Origin of the sequence: Marinobacterium sp. LSUCC0821, from assembly GCF_012848475.1 — a bacterium.
GTDB lineage: Bacteria > Pseudomonadota > Gammaproteobacteria > Pseudomonadales > Balneatricaceae > Marinobacterium_E.
In genome coordinates this window covers 1,535,567-1,555,806 of record NZ_CP051666.1, presented here as the reverse complement: position 1 = coordinate 1,555,806, position 20,240 = coordinate 1,535,567, and the positions used below count along the sequence as shown (strand labels likewise).

Here is a 20,240-nt window from a genome sequence, read left to right as displayed (position 1 = left end):
TATATGCAACCGTTAATCCCGCTTGATGAAGCAAGAGCACGACTACTCGATCAGCTAAAAGTTAGTGCTGCTGTTGAGTCCGTTGCTCTTGATGATGCAAACGGTCGTATCCTGGCTCAAGATCTGGTGGCTCATATGAATGTGCCGCCTAAAGCCAATTCAGAGATGGATGGCTACGCTTTATGTGAGCAGGATGCCGTTGAAGGGCGGGTATTAACTGTTTCGCAACGGATACCGGCAGGTGCCGTCACTCAGCCACATATTGCTGGATCGGTGGCACGTATCTTTACGGGTGCGGAGTTACCTGATGGCGCAGATCTCGTGGTTATGCAGGAGAATACTGAACGGCTGGATTCGGGTGAAGTGCGTATTCTGCAGACAGCTAGAGCAGGAGAAAATGTTCGCCAGGCGGGGCTCGATATTAAGCAGGGTGAGGTTGTTCTTAAACGGGGCACTCGACTTACCCCTGCAGCCCTGGGTGTTTGTGCCTCCATAGGTATTGAGAGAGTCGAACTATATAAACCTCTTCGTGTTGCGCTGCTATCTACAGGTGATGAGTTAGTTGAGCCTGGTACTGCGCTTAGGGCTGGTCAGATCTATAACTCAAATCGTCCGATGCTTCTCAATCTACTTCGACAGGCTGGTTTTGCGCCTGTAGATCTGGGCCAGGTGGCAGATAATCCGGATGCAACGCTAGCTGCTCTTGAAAGGGCTCAAGCTGAAGCGGATGCCATTCTAACGATGGGTGGGGTCTCTGTAGGTGAAGAGGACCATGTAAAGAATGCTATTCAAGCGCTTGGTTCACTTGATCTGTGGCGCATCAAAATTCGTCCTGGAAAACCCTTCGCGGCAGGGGAGGTGAAAGGTACGCCAGTATTTGGTTTACCGGGTAACCCAATGTCAGCTTTGGTGACCTTTGCCATGTTGGCTCGCCCCTGTTTGATGCAGATTCAGGGTGCCACCTATAAGCCGGCACTGCGTATTCCTGTACCTGTAGGTTTCGATCGAAATAGCCAAATGCGCGATGAGTTTGTGCGTGTTGAGCTTCACGATGGTGTTGCCATGCGTATGGCTAGTCAAAGCTCTGGTGTGCTCTCTTCAGCACTCAATGCCGATGGTCTGTTGCATCTTCCGTCGGATCTGGAAATCAAGAAGGGTCAGCAGTTCGACTTTATACCGTTCTGCAATCTGCTTTAACAGGATTAGGCGGATTGGCTGCTAGGAACTTGAATGCCAGCAAGTCCAAGTGATATCTGGCTAATCAGTAGCCAAGGGTCGGTCTGAAGCTGCCCTTTTACGGCTTGATCTGCATCGCCACAGAGTCTTAAGAGACGCTCTAGCTCGGTCACGCTGATCTGTCGGCTGGCATTTCGTAATACGTTCTTGCGCTTACCAAACAACCTAAATTTAGTGGCCAGTGTGTCGTAACTTTTTCCTGCAGCGATCTCATTAATAATGCTGACTAGAGTGCGCATTTCGCGACTTAATGCCCAGAGAATAAGTGTCGCCTCTACACCTTCTAAGCGAAGGGTCTGGATGATGTGTTGAACTCGGGCAGGCTGGCGCTGCATGGCTGCATCGGCTAATGAGAATGCATCGAATCGAGACATATCGCCAACAGCTTCATCAACATCCGATGCACTTAGGGTTTGATTAGGGTAGAGCAGGGCAAGTTTTTCTAGCTCTTGTTGCGCTGCTAGTAGATTGCCTTCGACACGATCTGCAAGAAGCTGCAGTGCTTCGCGATCGAGTTGGATCGGGTAGCGACTGATTCGTCCCGCCAACCAGCGTGGTAATTCATCAATCTCGACAGGCCAGATCTCTACGACCAAACCCAGTTTCTCAACCACTTTGAACCAAGCACTTTTTTTAGCGTTAGCATCAAGACGATTTGCCAATATAAAGACAACGGTGTCTGGTGCTGGGTTGTCTAAATAGCGCTGAAGTAGGTCGCTTTCTGCTTTTTTGATTGATTGGCTGCCAAGCCGTAGCTCAATAATCTTGCGCTCGGAAAAGAGTGAGAGGCTATTCGCTGACTCGATTAATGAGTCCCAGTTGAACTGACTATCAACGTGGTAGAGTTCGCGCTCGGAGTAGTCGAGGGCGCGTAGGTGTTTGCGGATAGCATCGCAGGCTTCGTCATGCAGCAGCACCTCGTCACCTGTCACCAGGTAGACCGGTAGCTCAGATCGAGCCCCAGCTAAATGTTGCTCGAGTTGATCAACTCGAATCTTCACATCTACCTCGGAACGTAGCTCAGATATTGACGAATAATCTGCTCAGCAAGAGCCGAGTTGATCTCTTTACGGTAGCGAGATTCAAGAGTCTCTTGTGAAAGTGTCGCGTCAGTGCTGCCGGTACTCTGTTCCAGGACAGTGCGTAGCGCAGTAACACGTCGTTCCACTGCAGGTGCTATGCTATCGCCTTGATAGATGGCAAAGCCCGCTTCGCCACTCAGCTCATACTCTTTAGCATTAGCACTGCTATCAAGAATGACTGCGCGTCGGTTGTAGCGAGCCGGTTCAATAACCAAGCGGATATCGGCTCTGCTCTCGATTGTAACGCCGCTCTGCTTGAGCTGGGCAATCAGCTCGCGACCCAGCTCAGTAGGCTGTTGAGCATTCTCGACCAGGGTGAGGCGTTGAAGTGCACTTGGCACTTCATAGAAACCTTTAAGATGAAAGCCGCACGCAGCTAAGATCAGTGTTAGAGAGCCTAACAGTAGAGTACGAACCGCTTTCATCATCACTCCTTAGGATTAACCGACAACGATGTTTACAAGCTTGCCAGGAACCACGATCTTCTTACGAAGTGTCATGCCATCCATGTGCTTTTGAACACTCTCTTCAGCAAGTGCCATGTGAAGAATCATATCCTCACCTGCATCTGCAGCAACCGTAATACGGCCACGTAGTTTGCCATTCACTTGAACAATCATCTCGATACTATCACGGGTCAATGCATCTTCATCAACCTGTGGCCAGTTATCAGTCTGAGCTGAGCCTGTGAGTGCCTTGAGTAGCTCATCAGCAATGTGAGGAACAATCGGTGACAATAGCTGTACGGCTGCAACTAGGGCTTCTTGTGCAACAGCGCGGCCCTGATCGCTAGTGTCCGAGTACTTACCAATTGCATTGGAAAGTTCCATCACAGCTGCAATTGCGGTGTTGAAAGTCTGGCGGCGCTCAACGTCATCAGAGACCTTCTTAATGGTCTCGTGAGTTTTACGGCGCATCTCTTTCTGCGCTTCGTTCAGATCTTTGGCACTCAATGCAGGGGCGATACCCGCTGCAAGGTGATCATTCACCTGTTTCCAAAGACGTTTAAGGAAACGGTGTGCACCTTCGACACCTGAGTCAGACCACTCAAGTGACTGCTCTGGTGGTGCTGCAAACATCATAAATAGGCGAACTGTGTCAGCACCGTAGCGATCGATCATCACCTGTGGGTCGATACCGTTGTTCTTCGACTTAGACATCTTCGACATGCCGTCGTGCAGAACAACCTGACCACTCTCTTTATGTTTGGCAGAAAGAATACGTCCTTTGCCATCGGTCTCAACGTCAACATCTGTAGGAGAAACCCACACTTTGCCGCCTTGCTCGTCTTCGTAGTAGTAACCGTCAGCAAGAACCATGCCCTGACATAGAAGACCTTTGAATGGCTCATCAGAGTTCACTAGGCCTTCATCACGAAGTAGCTTGTGGTAGAAACGTGAGTAAAGTAGGTGAAGGATTGCGTGCTCAATACCGCCGATGTATTGATCTACAGGTAGCCAGTAGTTTGCAGCTTCAGGGTTTAGCATCTCGCCATCAGCGAAGCGGCTCGCATAGCGTGCGAAGTACCAGCTCGACTCCATGAAGGTGTCAAAGGTATCTGTTTCGCGCTCAGCCGCACCGCCACACTTAGGACAGCTAGTGTTGATGAAACTCTCCATCTTCTTGATAGGTGAGCCTACACCATCAAAGGTTACCTCTTCTGGAAGTAGAACAGGTAGCTGGTCAGCAGGTACAGGTACTGAGCCACATGATGAACAGTTAACAACAGGGATTGGTGCACCCCAGTAGCGCTGGCGAGAGACACCCCAGTCACGGAGGCGGAAGTTAATCGTTGTACGGCCGCGACCTTTGCTGGCAAGTTCAGAGGCGATCGCTTTGAATGCCATCTCAAATTCGAGGTCATTAAAATCACCCGAGTTACAGAGCACACCTTTCTCGGTGTAGGCCTCTTTGCTCAGATCGACTTCAACATCCTTGCCAATAGGTTTAATAACCTGTTTGATACCTAGACCGTATTTGGTCGCAAACTCCCAGTCGCGCTGGTCGTGTCCAGGTACAGCCATCACTGCGCCTGAACCGTAATCCATCAATACAAAGTTGGCAGTCCACACAGGTACTTTTTCACCTGTAAGAGGGTGTACGGCTTCAAGGCCCAAAGGCATGCCGCGTTTCTCCATGACAGCCATATCCGCTTCGGCCACTTTTTGGTGGCGGCACTCATCAATGAAGGATGCTAGTTCAGGATTGTTCTGCGCCGCTTCAAGTGCCAGCGGGTGTTGAGCTGCTACTGCAACGTAGGTTACACCCATCAGTGTATCGGGACGGGTTGTGAAAACTTCTAGATCACCCTTGCCAGGTACATGGAACATCAGTTCGACACCTTGTGAGCGGCCAATCCAGTTGCGCTGCATAGTGCGAACCTGTTCAGGCCAGCCATCTAGCTGGTCAAGGTCATCTAGCAACTGGTCTGCGTAGTCAGTGATTTTTAGGAACCACTGTGGAATCTTTTTGCGTTCAACCAGAGCGCCTGAACGCCAACCGCGACCATCAATAACCTGTTCGTTGGCCAATACAGTCTGGTCAACTGGGTCCCAGTTCACTTCCGCTTCGCGCTTGTAAACAAGGCCCTTTTCTAGAAGGCGTGTGAAGAACCACTGTTCCCAACGGTAGTACTCTGGGTGACAGGTCGCAAGTTCACGATCCCAGTCATAACCAAAGCCCATCTGCTTCAACTGATTACGCATGTAATCGATGTTGCTGTAGGTCCAGTTTGCTGGTGGTACGTTGTTCTTTAGTGCTGCGTTTTCTGCAGGTAGGCCGAATGCGTCCCAACCCATTGGTTGCAGTACGTTTTTACCCTGCATGCGCTGGTAGCGAGAGATAACATCGCCTATGGTGTAGTTACGTACGTGGCCCATGTGGAGGCGACCACTTGGGTATGGGAACATCGAGAGGCAGTAAAACTTCTCTTTGCTTGAATCTTCTTCGACTTTAAATGCGTCGCTCTCATCCCATTGCTGTTGTACGCGTGGTTCAATTTCCTGCGGATTGTACTGTTCGTTCATCGGCCTGTTATCTACAAATATAAAAACGGCACCAGCTGTTTCGCTTCAAAAATCTTCCGAAATAGAGGCGTTAACTGATACCGCTCAATGGTTAACTCTAGAGTTTTAATCGATAGTACTAAGTGTACAGTAGATCGCCCTGTGCAAACAGTGCGAAGGCACATTCTATTTGCGCCTATTTGCGCTTACTTCTGAATAGATTTGATATGTGTAGCTGGCTCAGTATAGCGAGTAAAGCGAGTAGTAGCACCGGCCAGATGCCGAAGCGTTGATAGGGTGTTTGACCTGTGTAGAACTCAACTTTACCGACCAGTGTTGTTTGGGTCTGGGTTGGGGCGGTTGCGACAATTTCACCCTGCTGGTTAATGAGACCGCTAATGCCGTTATTGGTTGCGCGAATGACCCAGCGGCCATTCTCAACTGCACGCATTCGAGCGATCTCAAAATGCTGTGCAGGTGCGTGGGACCCGGTAAACCAGGTGTCGTTTGAGAGTGTCAAAATTATATCGCGATTCTTGGCGCTCTCTGAGACCAATTCTGGATAGGCGATTTCGTAACAGATGGCGGCGGCAATCTTCGCTTTGTCAGTATCTAAGCCAGTCAACTCGCCGCTAGGTAGACTAAAGCTAGACATGGGAAGGTTGAAAAACTCGATAACTCCACGAAGCTGCTCTTCAAAAGGTAGGTACTCTCCAAAGGGTACTAGTCTCTGTTTATCGTAGATAATTGCTCTGCCCGTCAGGGTGCCAATAGAGTTGTGGTAGAGCCAGCGACCCTCATCATCACGCCATACAGCCCGAGGAAAACCAGATAGAAGAAGCCTATTCTGCTTCTCTAGTTGCTCGGTGAGAGGAGATAGTTGTGCAATCGCTTTGTTAATTAACTTAGGGATGGCGGTTTCCGGCCAGATGATGAGATCGGATTGAGGCGCAGTTTCAGTCATCCTCATGAGGTTCAGAATGTGCGCATCCACGCTGTTGATATCCCACTTTAGGCTCTGTGAGATATTGGGTTGGATGAGCGTCACAGATAGATCGTCACTGCTCTTTTGGGTCCAGTCGTGCGCTAGCAGATAGCTGCTAGCATACAGAATTACTGCACTCATAAGTGCTAGTTTGCTTCGCCCTTGGATTGTTGTCGCTGCGAGTAGGGCGATGGTTAGGACTGCGGCTGAAACTAACCAAACACCACCTATTGGGGCGAGATTTTTTAGAGGTGTATCAATCCAAGCGTAGCCTAAAAGCAACCAGGGGAAGCCTGTTAAAAACCAGCTTCTAAGCCACTCGAATAGAATCCAGATACCAGCAAACAGTAGGGCATTTTGTGCTCCTTTTGAGAGCTTCCTATAGAGCCAAAATTGCACTGCAAATAGCAGGCCTAGAGCGCATGCAAAAAGAAGTGTCATTAGCGCAGCAACAAAGGAGCTCATGCCGCCATGATAGTGAATACTTACGTACACCCACGAGATGCCGCCAAGAAAAAAACCAGAGCCGTAACTCAAGCCAAACTTAAAAGCGGACCTATCTTGTAGCAGGAGGTAGGCCCCGGCGACTGAAATAAGGCTAAAAACTGGATATGAAAAAGGTGCAAACGCGAGTGTTGCGAGTGCACCTAGTATGAGAGCTGCCAGATAAGGAACTGACTTGTCCAGCACCCCTCACTACTCCTTGTGATGATGTACTTGAAGTAGGCGGATGCGACGATTATCGGAAGCCAGAATGGTAAAGGTGAACTGCTCATAACGCACCGTTTCGCCCTTATCTGGGAGGTGGCCAAATTGGCGTGTTACTAGGCCGCCAACAGTATCGAATTCATCATCAGGTAGGCCGACATCGAAATACTCATTGAAGTCTTCAATCGGAGTGAGTGCCTTCACGATAAAGCCGTTATCTTCAAAGGCTTTGATGTTGCCATCATCCTCGTCATCGTCGTGCTCATCTTCGATTTCGCCGACAATCTGCTCAAGAACGTCCTCAATGGTGATAAGACCACCGATACCACCGTACTCATCGACAACAACAGCCATGTGATTACGTGTTACACGGAACTCTCTTAGCAGTACGTTGAGGCGTTTACTCTCCGGAATGAAGGTCACTTTGCGCAGGTGATTATGAATATCGAACTGCTCAAGGTTGCCTTGAAGTGCGTAGGGTAGAAGATCTTTTGCGAGCAGGATGCCAACAATCTCGTCAGGGTTTTCACCGGTCACAGGGAAGCGCGAGTGGGCGCTCTCAATGATCAGTGGCATAAACTCTTGTGGATGTTGGTTAATCTGTACCGAAACCATTTGTGAGCGCGGGATCATTACATCACGCACCTGCATATCGGTAACCTGAATAGCCCCCTCAACAATTGATAGGGCATCTTGGTCTAGGAGGCCTGTTTCATTGGCTTCATAGAGTACTTCGAGAATGTCTTCTCGGGTTTTTGGCTCATCCGAAAAGGCTTGGGCAAGTTTGCCAAAAAAACCTTTGGATGAGCCGCTCGATCGGTCTTCGCTCATGCGTGTATTAACCTCAAATATATGGGTCTGGGATCTGGATTTGGGCGAGAAGCTCGCGCTCAAGTGACTCCATCTCCTCAGCGTCTTCGTCATTTATATGATCGAATCCAAGTAGATGCAAGACGCCATGTACCACCATGTGTGCCCAATGGTGATTTAATTCTTTATTTTGCTCCGCTGCTTCTCGCTCTACAACTGCAGCACAGATGGCTAGATCGCCCAGTATCTCTGCAGGAAAGCCGGGTGGAGCTTCAAACGGAAAGGATAAAACGTTGGTCGGTTTATCTTTGCCGCGGTAATCGCTGTTTAGCTGCTGGCTCTCTGCTTCATCGACAATGCGAATGCAAAGCTCGCCCTCAATTTGCTGCGAGCCGGCAGCTAAATCTGCCCAGCTTTGGAATAGCTCGTCAGATGGAAGCTTGTCTGAATCTATAGCGCGAATGACTTCAAGTGAGATGCTCATTTATGTTCATCCTGCGTTTTTGAAGATGCGTGTTCGGCTTCAAATTTTTCGTATGCTCTGACAATGTGCTGCACGATTGGGTGGCGCACAACATCTTTGGCTTCAAAATGGGTGAAACCTATACCCTTTACATCTTTGAGAACCTGCATGGCGTGAATCAGGCCTGAGCTGGCACCGCGAGGTAGGTCGATTTGGGTACGGTCGCCAGTAATGACTGCAGTAGAACCAAAGCCTATGCGCGTTAGAAACATCTTCATCTGCTCGCGCGTGGTGTTTTGTGACTCATCAAGAATAACAAATGAGCCGTTAAGAGTACGGCCACGCATGTAGGCGAGCGGTGCGATTTCGATCACATTCTTTTCGATCAATTTGGCGACCTTCTCAAAGCCCATCATCTCATACAGAGCATCGTAAAGTGGGCGCAGGTAAGGGTCGACCTTCTGTGTCAGATCGCCAGGCAGGAAGCCAAGTTTTTCACCCGCTTCTACTGCTGGGCGCACGAGTAAGATTCGACTCACCTCTTCGCGCTCCAGTGCCTCTACCGCGGCTGCAACAGCAAGATAAGTTTTACCCGTTCCTGCAGGGCCAATGCCAAAGTTGATGTCGTGGTAGCGAATCATCTGAACGTATTTTTGCTGATTCTCACCGCGTGGACGAATGGTCATTTTGCGGGTGCGAATACTTACTTCATCGCTGACTACAGCTTTATTCACTTCATTGCCAATTCCAGCTTGTTGAAGTGCTAGGTGAACAGACGAGGGTGATAGCGGTTTCCCTGCTAACGACTCCTTGTAGAGCTGCTCCAGCAGCCCGGCAACGGGACGCGATAGACGTATGTCGCCGCCGATACGGAATTTGAACCCTCGGTTGCTGATCGAGACGCCGGTACGCTCTTCTATAAGGCGAAGGTTCTCATCAAACTGCCCAACTAGGTTTGCCAGAGATGCGCCATCTTCAGGCTGTAAACTTAGGTTGAAGCCCTCTTTTGGTTCACTCATTAGTTATCAAGCTCAGAGCCCATTAGCTCGCCAATCAGTGAGTTAGGGTAGGCTTCAACAATCTTAACGTCAGCAAAGTGTCCGATTAGATCTGGGTTGTCCGAACGGAAGTTCACAACACGGTTGTTCTCGGTGCGACCTGATAGCTGGCCAGGATCCTTCTTAGAGTAGCCATTTACTAGAATGCGCTGCGTGCTGCCTACCATGCGGCGGCTGATCTGAAGTGCATTCTGAGTGATGCGTGACTGCAGGATATGTAGACGCTGTTTCTTGGTCTCTTCCGTTACGGTATCCGGCAGATCAGCTGCCGGTGTTCCTGGACGGCGGCTATAGATAAAACTAAACGAAGTATCAAATCCGATATCTTCAATGAGCTTCATGGTCGCTGCAAAATCCTCATCGCTCTCGCCTGGGAAACCGATGATAAAGTCAGAAGAGAAGCTGATTTCTGGGCGCTTCTCTTTAATACGACGCAGTTTTGACTTGTACTCAATCGCAGTATGGCCACGTTTCATCGCCATCAGAATTTTGTCAGAACCACTCTGTACAGGTAGGTGAAGATGGCTGACCAATTCAGGTACTTCGTCATAAACCTCAATCAGGCTGTCTGTAAACTCAACAGGGTGTGAGGTTGTGAAGCGAATACGATCGATCCCTTCAACTGCTGCAACATTGCGAATCAGTTCAGCAAGATCTGCAGTGTCGCCATCATGGGTCGCGCCGCGATAAGCATTAACGTTTTGGCCAAGCAGGTTAACTTCACGGACACCCTGTTCGGCAAGCTCGACAACTTCGGTGATCACGTCATCAAGTGGGCGGCTAACTTCTTCACCACGCGTGTAAGGTACGACACAGAAGGTACAGTACTTGCTGCAGCCTTCCATGACCGATACAAAGGCTTCGGCACCTTCAACTTTTGGTGCTGGTAGGTGATCGAACTTTTCGATTTCAGGGAAGCTGACATCAACAATGCCAACTTTTCCGCCACGGGTATCTTCGATCATCTCAGGTAGACGGTGAAGTGTTTGTGGGCCAAAGATCATATCTACGAAGGGTGCGCGATCTCGAATAGCTTCGCCCTCTTGGCTTGCAACACAGCCGCCCACGCCAATCATAAGCCCCGGCTTCTTCTCTTTCAGAAGGCGCCAGCGACCGAGTTGGTGAAACACTTTTTCCTGCGCTTTCTCGCGAATTGAACAGGTATTTAGAAGCAGTACGTCCGCCTCTTCTGGGTTATCTGTCAGTTCGAGTTTATGGCTTTCACCAAGGAGGTCAGCCATTCGCGCAGAGTCATACTCATTCATCTGACAGCCGTGTGTCTTGATAAAGAGTTTCTTAGTCATGTGTCCACCGTATATCAATTCATATGTGCCGCTATTGCGGGCTCGCGATTATACATTAGGGGTGCTTCGGGTGCTAACAAACTTGTTTTTAGCGACGACGCCCCCATTGAGCATGAATAGTTGTTAAGAGGTGTTTATGGCAAAAGAGAAACGACTCTATCGAGTTGTCTATGTGAATAAAGATAAGGTTTATGAGCTTTTTGTTGAGCAGGTCTACAGCGCAGATCTCTGGGGCTTTGTTGTGCTGGAGGGGTTTGTATTTGGTAGTCATACGGAGATGCTAATAGACCCGGCCGAAGATCGTTTACGTTCAGAATTTGAAGGTGTGAAACGGTCTTTTGTACCTATGCAGGCGATTATTCAGATAGATGAGGTTGAGAAGCGCGGCAAGGTACGTATTAGTGATGCTGAAGGTACGGTTACCGCCTTTCCGGTAATTCCGCCCAAAAAGTAGCACTTAGGGATTAATTGCCTATTGCCCCCAAGAACCCCTGTTTCGTACACTTAAGCTATCCCAATTGTTAAGTGATGCGAGTGTCTGGTGTACGGCGATAAGATAAAGATCTTGGTGACAGGCTCTGAAGGCCAAATTGGTCGTGCCTTCTGCCGCATTGCGAACAAGATTGATCAAATAGAGTTGGTCGCCGTTACGCACCGCAACTTTGACGTCACCAATCTGGAGCAGGTGACTGCTAAGCTCGCTTCCGAATTACCGCACTACGTCCTTAATGGTGCGGGCTTTAATCAGGTGGATGCTGCTGAGGCGCATCCTCATCGCGCTTTTGCTGTTAATGCTGAAGGTCCGCGCTGTCTGGCGCAAGCTTGTCATGACCTCAGTATTCCGTTAATCCATATATCGTCAGACTATATCTTTGATGGTCACTATGAGAGTGGCTATAAAGAGGATGATGAGCCAGCCCCGCTTGGTATTTTTGGTCAATCTAAGTTGCAGGGTGAACAGCATGTACGTGAAGCGCATGCTAAGCACATTATACTTCGCGTCAGTTGGGTCTTTAGTGAGACCGGTGTGAACTACCTCACAAAGATGCTCGATCAAGCGCGTGAGCATAAGACACTGCGTGCAGTTGATGATCGTCGTGGTTGTCCTACGGCCGCGCATGATGTTGCTCGTGTAATACTGGCCATTATGGAGCAGATTGAAGAGGGTGCTGAAGCTTGGGGTACCTACCACTACTCGGGTGCTGAAATTACCACTCGCTACCGGTTCCTTGAGGCGATCATTGCGGCTGCTAGCCAATATGAAGAGTTAGCGGTTAGAAATATTGTGCCTATACCAGGTGCACAGGAGGAGGGGGTTGAACGTCCAACTTCCTCTGTTTTGACCTGTAAAAAGATATTGAACACCTTTGGGGTACGTCAGCGGCCTTGGCGAGTGGACCTGCAGCGTTTGGTGCGTGAGCTCTATGGTCAAGATGGTAGTAAGGTGGTGCAGCCTACAACAGAGACGCGTGCCGAAGCGCTGGGTTCATAAGATCTATCTCTATTAAAATTTTTGCTCTATTTAGGTAATAAAAAACCCCAGGATCCGAAGATGCTGGGGTTTTTTGTTGGAAGCTATCTTACTTAGCTTCTTTACGTGCTTTCGCTTCTGCTACTACAGTCTCAGCTACGTTAGATGGACACTGTGAGTAGTGGCTGAACTCCATAGAGAACTGACCACGACCAGAAGTCATAGTACGTAGGTGTCCGATGTAACCGAACATCTCTGATAGTGGTACGTCAGCTTTGATGCGTACGCCAGTTACACCAGCTTCCTGGTCTTTGATCATGCCGCGACGACGGTTAAGGTCACCGATTACGTCACCTACGTGATCTTCTGGAGTGAACACGTCAACTTTCATTACAGGCTCAAGAAGCTGTGGGTTCGCTTTAGGCATTGACTGACGGAATGCGCCTTTCGCTGCGATTTCGAACGCGATAGCTGATGAGTCGACTGCGTGGTAGCCACCGTCGAATAGTTCAACTGCTACGTCAACTACTGGGTAGCCTGCAACAGTACCTTCTTTCATCATTGATTCGAAGCCTTTCTCAACTGCAGGCCAGAATTCCTTAGGAACGTTACCGCCGACAACTGTAGAAGTGAAAGTGAAACCAGAACCTGGCTCACCTGGCATCATGCGGTAGTCGATCTTACCGTACTGACCTGAACCACCAGACTGTTTCTTGTGCGTGTAGCTATCTTCAACCTTAGTTGTGATCGACTCACGGTAAGCAACCTGTGGTTTACCAACGATAAGTTCAACGCCGTAGGTACGCTTAAGGATGTCAACTTTAACGTCTAGGTGAAGCTCACCCATACCTTTAAGGATGGTTTCGCCTGAATCTTCGTCAGTTTCAACGCGGAATGATGGGTCTTCTGCAACCATCTTACCGATAGCGATACCCATCTTCTCAGAACCGCCTTTGTCCTTAGGAGCAACGGCGATAGAGATTACTGGCTCAGGGAATACCATCGCTTCAAGTGTACATTCGTGTTTCTGGTCACAAAGCGTGTGGCCAGTCTGAACGTTTTTCATACCAACGATTGCAATGATGTCACCAGCCTGTGCTGATGAAATTTCGTTACGTTCGTTAGCGTGCATCTCAACCATGCGGCCGATACGCTCAGTTTTGCCAGTTGCAGAGTTAAGGATGGTGTCACCCTTGTTCAATACACCTGAGTAGATACGTACGAATGTTAGTGCACCGAAGCGGTCATCCATGATCTTGAATGCAAGAGCGCGTAGTGGCTCATCAGCAGATACGATCGCTTTGCCGCCAGTTGGGTTGCCTTCTTCGTCAGTAAGATCCTGTGGATCAACTTCTGTTGGGCTTGGTAGGTAATCTACAACACCGTCTAGTACAAGCTGTACACCCTTGTTCTTGAATGCAGAACCACAGAATGTTGGGAAGAAGTCTAGAGCGATAGTACCTTTGCGGATACAACGTTTGATGTCTTCGATAGATGGCATCTCACCTTCCATGTAAGCCATCATTAGGTCGTCGTCCTGCTCAACAGCTGTTTCGATTAGCTGCTCGTGGTACATCTCTACGTCGTCAACCATGTCCGCTGGGACATCTGTAATTTCGTAGTTTTCAGGAAGACCTGAGTCATCCCATACGTAAGCTTTCTTAGTTAGAACGTCTACAACACCCACGAAGTTCTCTTCAGTACCGATTGGTAGAGTCATGATCAGTGGGTTAGCGCCAAGAACTTTCTTGATCTGGCCGACAACGCGGTAGAAGTCAGCGCCAAGACGGTCTAGTTTGTTGACGAAAATTACACGAGCAACTTCAGACTCGTTTGCGTAGCGCCAGTTAGTTTCTGACTGAGGCTCTACACCGCCAGAACCACAGAATACGCCGACACCGCCGTCGAGTACTTTAAGTGAACGGTAAACTTCTACAGTGAAGTCAACGTGTCCAGGAGTGTCGATGATGTTGAAACGGTGGTCTTTCCAGAAACAGGTCGTTGCTGCAGACTGGATGGTGATACCACGCTCCTGCTCCTGTTCCATGAAGTCGGTAGTAGCAGCACCTTCGTGTACTTCACCTGTTTTGTGGATCTTACCTGTAAGTTTCAGGATACGCTCGGTAGTTGTGGTTTTACCCGCATCTACGTGAGCGAAGATGCCTATGTTGCGGTATTTACTTAGATCAGTCATGGTCTCACTCGAATTCATGAACGTTACAGAACCAGCGAATAATTCGCCTATTCCTTGGAAAAAGTCGCGAGATTATACGCTCCTATACTTTTGTATGGAAGGGTTGATCGAAATGTAATCAGAATGTGTGACATATATATGTATATTCATTTACCGCTTATATAAATCTGACAGTTGTTAAGAAATCGAAAATAGCGAAGAAAAAAATACGGTATTACTTGACTCTAAAGTCGATAGCGTTAAAATTTCGCGCCCAGAAGGATTGCTAACTTTGATTGGCAGTCTTCTTTTTTAATCAAATACAGGAATTAAGCTCGTGGCTAAGCAAGCATTTGAACGTAACAAGCCGCACGTTAACGTTGGTACTATCGGCCACGTTGACCACGGTAAAACAACTCTTACTGCAGCACTTACTCGTGTATGTGCAGAAGTATTCGGTGGTACAGCTGTAGCATTCGACGGTATCGACAAAGCTCCAGAAGAGCGTGAGCGCGGTATCACAATCAACACTTCTCACGTAGAGTACGATTCTAACATTCGTCACTACGCGCACGTTGACTGTCCAGGACACGCCGACTACGTTAAGAACATGATCACTGGTGCTGCTCAGATGGACGGCGCTATCCTTGTTTGTGGTGCGACTGACGGTCCTATGCCACAGACTCGTGAGCACATCCTTCTTTCACGTCAGGTAGGTGTACCTTACATCGTTGTATTCCTAAACAAAGCTGACCTTCTTGCTGAAGACTGTGGCGGCGTTGGTACTGAAGAATATGAAGAGATGCTAGAGCTAGTTAAGATGGAAATCACTGAGCTTCTAGACACTTACGACTTCCCAGGTGATGACACTCCAATCATCGCTGGTTCTGCTCTAATGGCACTTAACGGTGAAGATGCAGACGGTCTTGGTACTTCAGCTGTTAAAGCTCTTGTTGAAGCTCTAGATACTTACATCCCAGAGCCAGTTCGTCTAGTTGACCAGGCATTCCTAATGCCAATCGAGGACGTATTCTCGATCTCTGGTCGTGGTACTGTAGTAACTGGTCGTATCGAGCGCGGTATCCTTAAAGTGGGCGACGAGATCGAAATCGTTGGTATCCGTGATACTCAGAAATCTACTTGTACTGGTGTTGAGATGTTCCGTAAACTTCTTGACGAAGGCCGTGCTGGTGAGAACTGTGGTGTTCTTCTACGTGGTACTAAGCGTGATGACGTTGAGCGCGGTCAGGTTCTTTGTAAGCCAGGCACTACTAAGCCTCACACTCAGTTCGAAGGCGAAGTATACGTACTAAGCAAAGATGAAGGTGGTCGTCACACTCCATTCTTCAAAGGTTACCGTCCACAGTTCTACTTCCGTACTACTGACATCACTGGTGCTGTAGAGCTTCCAGAAGGTGTAGAAATGGTAATGCCAGGTGATAACATCAAGATGAATGTTACGCTAATCAACCCAATCGCAATGGACGAAGGTCTACGTTTCGCAGTTCGCGAAGGTGGCCGTACTGTTGGCGCTGGCGTTGTATCTAAGATCATCGCTTAATTGCTGATAATCTTCTAAAGAAAACCCGCTCTCGAGCGGGTTTTTTTATGTCCAGGGATGGGCGGTATCCTGAAATTGCAGGAGCAAATTTCAGGGTATGCCTAAAACTAAATCTGTAGTTGACCTACCGGTTTAAATTCAAGTAGAATTTGCGTCCCTTCATTTGAGGGGAGGTCGGCTATTGCCGTTTGTTTAATTTTTTAGGAAATGCGTGATCAAAATGCAGAACCAAAAAATCAGAATTCGTCTGAAAGCTTTTGACCATCGTCTGATCGATACTTCGGCTCAGGAGATCGTTGAAACCGCTAAGCGAACTGGTGCTCAGGTCCGTGGTCCGATCCCACTTCCTACTCGCAAAGAGCGTTACACCGTTCTGATCTCTCCGCACGTCAACAAAGACGCGCGTGATCAGTACGAAATTCGTACGCACAAGCGTGTTCTAGATATCGTTGAGCCAACAGAAAAAACTGTTGATGCTCTAATGAAACTAGATCTCGCAGCGGGTGTAGAAGTGCAGATCAGCCTAGGCTAATAGCACGCGCTAATATATTAATTTTTATTAATGAAGCGCTATTTGTGGAATATCCCTGTAAAGGGTAGCCGTAGTGGGTAACAGCCCCGTACACAACTGGCAAGAGGTAATTAAAATGTCATTAGGACTAATCGGACGTAAAGCGGGCATGACCCGTGTCTTCACTGAAGACGGCGTATCCGTGCCAGTCACCGTCATCGAGGTGGAACCGAACCGCGTGACTTGTGTGAAGACCGTTGATACAGACGGTTACGCAGCTGTGCAGGTGACTACTGGTGCTAAGAAAGCAAATCGTCTTTCTAAGCCAGAAGCAGGTCACTTTGCTAAAGCAGGCGTTGAAGCAGGTGCAGGTTTGTGGGAGTTTCGCGCGAATGGTGATGAGGAAATCAACGTTGGTGATTCACTAACAGTTGAGCGCTTCCAAGCTGGTCAGAAAGTAGACGTTACAGGTCAAACTAAAGGTAAGGGTTTCCAGGGTGGCGTTAAGCGCTGGAACTTCGCTACTCAGGATGCGACTCACGGTAACTCACTATCTCACCGTGCTCCGGGTTCAATCGGCCAGTGTCAAACACCGGGTCGCGTTTTTAAAGGTAAAAAGATGGCAGGGCACATGGGTGCTGAGCGTCAAACTACACAAAGCCTTGAGGTTGTACGTGTAGACGCTGAGCGCGGTTTGCTTCTCATCAAGGGTGCTGTTCCTGGTGCTCCTGGTGGCGATGTTATCGTTAAACCAGCAGTTAAAGCGCGCGGCTAAGGGAGATTGATATGAATTTAAATCTGACTGGCGCCAAAGGTTCGGTAGAAGTTGCCGATACTGCGTTTGGTAAAGAGTTTAACGAAGCTCTAGTGCACCAGGTTGTTACTGCTTACATGGCAGGCGGCCGTCAGGGTACTAAAGCTCAGAAAACACGCTCAGAAGTAGCTGGTGGTGGTGCTAAGCCATTCCGTCAGAAAGGTACAGGTCGTGCTCGTCAGGGTACTACTCGTTCTCCAATCTGGCGCACTGGTGGTGTTACGTTCGCTGCTAAGCCACGTAACTACGATCAGAAAGTTAACAAGAAGATGTACCGCGCTGCGATGCGTTCTATCTTGTCTGAGCTTGTACGTCAGGAGCGTCTAGTTGTTGTTGAGAACTTCTCTGTGGAGTCTCCAAAAACTAAGCAGTTCCTAGCGAAAATGAAAGAGTTCGACCTGAGCAATGCTCTGGTAGTGACAGAAGAAGTTGATCTTAACCTGTACCTTGCTGCACGAAACGTGCCACATGTAGATGTGCGCGATGCCGCTGCAATTGATCCAGTTAGCTTGATCGGCTTTGACAAAGTTGTTGTGACTGTCCCTGCTCTGAAGAAGATCGAGGAGGTGTTCGCATGAACCAGGAACGCGTATACAAAGTGTTGCTAGGACCGCACATCTCTGAGAAAGCTACAATCGTAGCTGAAGATTCTCAGCAGGTTGTTTTCCGTGTATCTAGCGATGCAACTAAACCTGAGATCAAGACTGCTGTAGAGCAGCTTTTCAACGTTAAGGTTGCAGCTGTAAACGTTCTGAACGCTAAAGGTAAGACTAAGCGTACTCAACGTGGTCTAGGTAAACGTAACGATGTACGTAAAGCGTACGTTCGTCTAGCTGAAGGCTCAGAAATTGATTTTCTGGCTGCTGGCGAATAAGGGAGGGATGAGTAATGGCTACTGTTAAAGCAAAACCGACTTCCCCAGGGCGTCGTCACGTCGTAACTGTTAAAGGTGTTGAGCTTCACAAAGGCAAACCTTTCGCAGCTTTGGTCGAAAAGAAATCTAAGTCTGGTGGTCGTAACAACAACGGTCGTATCACGACTCGTCACGTTGGCGGCGGTCACAAGCAGGCTTACCGTGTTATCGATTTCCGTCGTAATAAAGATGGTATCCCAGCTGTTGTAGAGCGTCTGGAATACGATCCAAACCGCTCAGCGCACATTGCACTGCTTAAATATGCAGACGGTGAGCGTCGTTACATCATCGCTCCAAAAGGCGTTGAAGCGGGTGCGGCAATCATGTCTGGTGAGCAGGTTGATATCAAACCAGGTAACTGTATGCCGCTGCGCAACATGCCTGTTGGTTCAACTATTCACTGTATCGAATTGAAGCCTGGTAAAGGTGCTCAGCTTGGTCGTTCAGCAGGTGCTGCGGTTCAGCTAGTTGCTCGTGAAGGTCAGTACGCGACTATACGTCTACGTTCTGGCGAAATGCGCAAAGTATTGTCTGAATGTCGTGCAACTCTTGGTGAAGTGGGCAACGGCGAGCATAGCCTTCGTGTATTGGGTAAAGCTGGTGCTACGCGCTGGCGCGGTGTTCGTCCTACCGTTCGCGGTGTGGTAATGAACCCTGTTGATCACCCACACGGCGGTGGTGAAGGTCGTACTTCTGGTGGTCGTCATCCTGTGACTCCATGGGGCGTACCGACTAAGGGCTACAAAACTCGTAAGAACAAGCGTACTGATAAGCTTATCGTACGTGATCGTCGTAAGTAAGAGGATACAGCTGTGCCACGTTCATTGAAGAAAGGTCCATTTATCGACCTTCACTTGTTGAAAAAGGTAGAAGCTGCAATTGAGGGCGGTGACCGCAAGCCTATTAAGACTTGGTCTCGTCGCTCTACAATCTTTCCAAACTTTGTTGGATTGACTATTGCAGTACACAACGGCCGCCAGCATGTCCCAGTATTCGTTACTGAGGAAATGGTAGGTCATAAGCTGGGTGAATTTGCACTGACTCGTACTTTCAAGGGTCACGTTGCAGATAAGAAGGCTAAGAAGTAATAGGAGTTGATGATGGAAGCTATTGCAAAGCATAACGGCGCCCGCATCTCTGCACAGAAAGCTCGTCTGGTTGCTGACCAGATCCGTGGCAAATCTGTCGGTGAAGCTCTGAACATTCTTGCGTTCAGCACTAAAAAAGGTGCGCACCTAGTTAAGAAAGTGCTTGAGTCTGCTATCGCAAACGCAGAGCACAATGAAGGCGCTGACATTGACGAACTTCGCGTTGCGACTGTTTTCGTTGATGAAGGCATGACCATGAAACGTATTCGTCCGCGTGCTAAGGGTCGAGCTGATCGTATTTTGAAACGCTCGTGCCATATCACGGTTAAGGTCGCAGACTAAGAGCTGAGTACTAGGAGATTTAATCATGGGTCAAAAGGTTAACCCAACCGGTATTCGACTTGGTGTCGTTAAAGATCACACTTCTGTGTGGTATGCGGACAAAGCCGATTACGCGAAAAAACTGCTAAACGATCTTGAAGTACGTAAGTACCTTGAGAAGCAGCTAGAAAAAGCATCTGTAAGCCGCATCGAAATCGAGCGTCCTGCACAGAATGCTAAGATCACCATCCACACTGCCCGTCCAGGTATCGTGATTGGTAAGAAAGGTGAAGACGTAGAAGTTCTTCGTTCAACTTGTTCTAAGATGATGGGTGTACCTGTACAGCTAAACATCGAAGAGATTCGTAAGCCAGATTTGGATGCGAAACTAGTTGCGCAGAACATTGCGGGTCAGCTTGAGCGTCGTGTTATGTTCCGTCGCGCTATGAAGCGCGCTGTACAGAACACCATGCGTGCTGGCGCGAAAGGTATCAAGATCTCTCTTGCAGGCCGTCTAGGTGGTGCTGAGATCGCGCGTACTGAGTGGTACCGTGAAGGCCGTGTGCCTCTACACACTCTGCGTGCTGATATCGACTACGCGACCTACGAAGCTCACACCACCTACGGTGTGATCGGTATCAAAACGTGGATCTTCAAAGGCGAAATCCTTGGCGGCATCGAACAGGTGCGTGCTGAGAAGAAAGCGCCTGCGAAGAAGGCTAAGTGAGGTAGACGTC

At 48.7% G+C, this 20,240-nt stretch carries 21 protein-coding genes; 12 read left to right on the top strand and 9 right to left on the bottom strand.

Going from position 1 to position 20,240, the window contains the following annotated elements; translation table 11 throughout:
* Positions 1-3: 3 nt before the first annotated feature.
* Positions 4-1,197 carry a gephyrin-like molybdotransferase Glp gene (glp, locus tag HH196_RS07505; RefSeq protein ID WP_169451527.1) on the top strand — a complete coding sequence of 398 codons (1,194 nt, stop codon included), beginning with the start codon at positions 4-6 and terminating at the stop codon, positions 1,195-1,197.
* 5 nt (positions 1,198-1,202) lie between these two features.
* On the opposite strand, the gene holA is transcribed toward glp, so the two are convergent.
* The 8 genes from holA to miaB all read right to left on the bottom strand — a co-directional run bounded on the left by holA (position 1,203) and on the right by miaB (position 10,651).
* Positions 1,203-2,237 (bottom strand): DNA polymerase III subunit delta, encoded by a 1,035-nt coding sequence (holA, locus tag HH196_RS07500; protein ID WP_169451526.1) that lies wholly within the window; start codon positions 2,235-2,237, stop codon positions 1,203-1,205.
* Positions 2,238-2,239: 2 nt separating this feature from the next.
* On the bottom strand, positions 2,240-2,746 hold the full coding sequence (lptE, locus tag HH196_RS07495) for an LPS assembly lipoprotein LptE (protein WP_169451525.1): 507 nt from the start codon (positions 2,744-2,746) through the stop codon (positions 2,240-2,242).
* A 12-nt stretch (positions 2,747-2,758) separates the two neighbouring features.
* On the bottom strand, positions 2,759-5,344 hold the full coding sequence (leuS, locus tag HH196_RS07490; RefSeq protein ID WP_169451524.1) for a leucine--tRNA ligase: 2,586 nt from the start codon (positions 5,342-5,344) through the stop codon (positions 2,759-2,761).
* A 175-nt stretch (positions 5,345-5,519) separates the two neighbouring features.
* Positions 5,520-6,998: an apolipoprotein N-acyltransferase gene (gene lnt / locus HH196_RS07485; protein WP_169451523.1), complete on the bottom strand. Its 1,479-nt coding sequence runs from the start codon at positions 6,996-6,998 to the stop codon at positions 5,520-5,522.
* Between the two features lie 6 nt (positions 6,999-7,004).
* Positions 7,005-7,847 (bottom strand): HlyC/CorC family transporter, encoded by an 843-nt coding sequence (locus HH196_RS07480; RefSeq protein ID WP_169451522.1) that lies wholly within the window; start codon positions 7,845-7,847, stop codon positions 7,005-7,007.
* A gap of 13 nt (positions 7,848-7,860) precedes the next feature.
* The gene (ybeY, locus tag HH196_RS07475; protein ID WP_169451521.1) at positions 7,861-8,310 is read right to left on the bottom strand and encodes an rRNA maturation RNase YbeY; all 450 of its coding nucleotides are present in this window, start codon (positions 8,308-8,310) and stop codon (positions 7,861-7,863) included.
* Entirely contained in the window at positions 8,307-9,308 is a 1,002-nt protein-coding gene (locus HH196_RS07470; RefSeq protein WP_169451520.1) for a PhoH family protein, read from the bottom strand. The genes ybeY and HH196_RS07470 overlap by 4 nt, the downstream gene beginning before the upstream one ends.
* Positions 9,308-10,651: a tRNA (N6-isopentenyl adenosine(37)-C2)-methylthiotransferase MiaB gene (gene miaB, locus HH196_RS07465; RefSeq protein ID WP_169451519.1), complete on the bottom strand. Its 1,344-nt coding sequence runs from the start codon at positions 10,649-10,651 to the stop codon at positions 9,308-9,310. The genes HH196_RS07470 and miaB overlap by 1 nt, the downstream gene beginning before the upstream one ends.
* A gap of 136 nt (positions 10,652-10,787) precedes the next feature.
* Between miaB and HH196_RS07460 the strand changes: the two genes are divergently transcribed.
* Both HH196_RS07460 and rfbD read left to right on the top strand, forming a co-directional pair.
* Positions 10,788-11,105, top strand: coding sequence for a DUF1820 family protein (locus HH196_RS07460; RefSeq protein WP_169451518.1), 318 nt, complete (start codon positions 10,788-10,790; stop codon positions 11,103-11,105).
* Positions 11,106-11,192: 87 nt separating this feature from the next.
* Positions 11,193-12,143, top strand: a complete 951-nt coding sequence (rfbD, locus tag HH196_RS07455; protein WP_248276835.1) for a dTDP-4-dehydrorhamnose reductase — start codon at positions 11,193-11,195, stop codon at positions 12,141-12,143.
* 88 nt (positions 12,144-12,231) lie between these two features.
* Here the strand turns inward: rfbD and fusA are convergent, their stop codons facing one another.
* On the bottom strand, positions 12,232-14,316 hold the full coding sequence (gene fusA / locus HH196_RS07450) for an elongation factor G (RefSeq protein ID WP_169451517.1): 2,085 nt from the start codon (positions 14,314-14,316) through the stop codon (positions 12,232-12,234).
* 316 nt (positions 14,317-14,632) lie between these two features.
* Between fusA and tuf the strand changes: the two genes are divergently transcribed.
* From tuf to rpsC, 9 genes are all read left to right on the top strand, one after another.
* Positions 14,633-15,856: an elongation factor Tu gene (tuf, locus tag HH196_RS07445; protein WP_169451516.1), complete on the top strand. Its 1,224-nt coding sequence runs from the start codon at positions 14,633-14,635 to the stop codon at positions 15,854-15,856.
* A gap of 220 nt (positions 15,857-16,076) precedes the next feature.
* A complete protein-coding gene (rpsJ, locus tag HH196_RS07440) occupies positions 16,077-16,388 on the top strand; it encodes a 30S ribosomal protein S10 (RefSeq protein ID WP_169451515.1) in 312 nt (103 codons plus the stop codon).
* Between the two features lie 115 nt (positions 16,389-16,503).
* Positions 16,504-17,142, top strand: a complete 639-nt coding sequence (rplC, locus tag HH196_RS07435) for a 50S ribosomal protein L3 (protein WP_169451514.1) — start codon at positions 16,504-16,506, stop codon at positions 17,140-17,142.
* Between the two features lie 11 nt (positions 17,143-17,153).
* Positions 17,154-17,759, top strand: a complete 606-nt coding sequence (rplD, locus tag HH196_RS07430) for a 50S ribosomal protein L4 (protein WP_169451513.1) — start codon at positions 17,154-17,156, stop codon at positions 17,757-17,759.
* The gene (rplW, locus tag HH196_RS07425) at positions 17,756-18,055 is read left to right on the top strand and encodes a 50S ribosomal protein L23 (RefSeq protein ID WP_169451512.1); all 300 of its coding nucleotides are present in this window, start codon (positions 17,756-17,758) and stop codon (positions 18,053-18,055) included. Before rplD ends, rplW begins: the two co-directional genes overlap by 4 nt.
* Before the next feature lie 14 nt (positions 18,056-18,069).
* Positions 18,070-18,894 carry a 50S ribosomal protein L2 gene (gene rplB / locus HH196_RS07420; protein ID WP_169451511.1) on the top strand — a complete coding sequence of 275 codons (825 nt, stop codon included), beginning with the start codon at positions 18,070-18,072 and terminating at the stop codon, positions 18,892-18,894.
* A gap of 12 nt (positions 18,895-18,906) precedes the next feature.
* A complete protein-coding gene (gene rpsS / locus HH196_RS07415; protein ID WP_169451510.1) occupies positions 18,907-19,182 on the top strand; it encodes a 30S ribosomal protein S19 in 276 nt (91 codons plus the stop codon).
* Positions 19,183-19,194: 12 nt separating this feature from the next.
* On the top strand, positions 19,195-19,524 hold the full coding sequence (gene rplV, locus HH196_RS07410) for a 50S ribosomal protein L22 (RefSeq protein WP_169451509.1): 330 nt from the start codon (positions 19,195-19,197) through the stop codon (positions 19,522-19,524).
* A 25-nt stretch (positions 19,525-19,549) separates the two neighbouring features.
* Positions 19,550-20,230, top strand: a complete 681-nt coding sequence (gene rpsC, locus HH196_RS07405) for a 30S ribosomal protein S3 (protein WP_169451508.1) — start codon at positions 19,550-19,552, stop codon at positions 20,228-20,230.
* Positions 20,231-20,240: the final 10 nt, after the last annotated feature.

Coding starts and splice junctions, on each gene's coding strand:
- rplC (WP_169451514.1), top strand. CDS start 16,504: ATGTCATTAGGACTAATCGGACGTAAAGCGGGCATGACCCGTGTCTTC.
- fusA (WP_169451517.1), bottom strand. CDS start 14,316: ATGACTGATCTAAGTAAATACCGCAACATAGGCATCTTCGCTCACGTA.
- lptE (WP_169451525.1), bottom strand. CDS start 2,746: ATGATGAAAGCGGTTCGTACTCTACTGTTAGGCTCTCTAACACTGATC.
- rpsJ (WP_169451515.1), top strand. CDS start 16,077: ATGCAGAACCAAAAAATCAGAATTCGTCTGAAAGCTTTTGACCATCGT.
- rplD (WP_169451513.1), top strand. CDS start 17,154: ATGAATTTAAATCTGACTGGCGCCAAAGGTTCGGTAGAAGTTGCCGAT.
- ybeY (WP_169451521.1), bottom strand. CDS start 8,310: ATGAGCATCTCACTTGAAGTCATTCGCGCTATAGATTCAGACAAGCTT.
- HH196_RS07460 (WP_169451518.1), top strand. CDS start 10,788: ATGGCAAAAGAGAAACGACTCTATCGAGTTGTCTATGTGAATAAAGAT.
- rplV (WP_169451509.1), top strand. CDS start 19,195: ATGGAAGCTATTGCAAAGCATAACGGCGCCCGCATCTCTGCACAGAAA.
- rplW (WP_169451512.1), top strand. CDS start 17,756: ATGAACCAGGAACGCGTATACAAAGTGTTGCTAGGACCGCACATCTCT.
- HH196_RS07470 (WP_169451520.1), bottom strand. CDS start 9,308: ATGAGTGAACCAAAAGAGGGCTTCAACCTAAGTTTACAGCCTGAAGAT.
- rplB (WP_169451511.1), top strand. CDS start 18,070: ATGGCTACTGTTAAAGCAAAACCGACTTCCCCAGGGCGTCGTCACGTC.
- miaB (WP_169451519.1), bottom strand. CDS start 10,651: ATGACTAAGAAACTCTTTATCAAGACACACGGCTGTCAGATGAATGAG.
- rpsC (WP_169451508.1), top strand. CDS start 19,550: ATGGGTCAAAAGGTTAACCCAACCGGTATTCGACTTGGTGTCGTTAAA.
- HH196_RS07480 (WP_169451522.1), bottom strand. CDS start 7,847: ATGAGCGAAGACCGATCGAGCGGCTCATCCAAAGGTTTTTTTGGCAAA.
- leuS (WP_169451524.1), bottom strand. CDS start 5,344: ATGAACGAACAGTACAATCCGCAGGAAATTGAACCACGCGTACAACAG.
- glp (WP_169451527.1), top strand. CDS start 4: ATGCAACCGTTAATCCCGCTTGATGAAGCAAGAGCACGACTACTCGAT.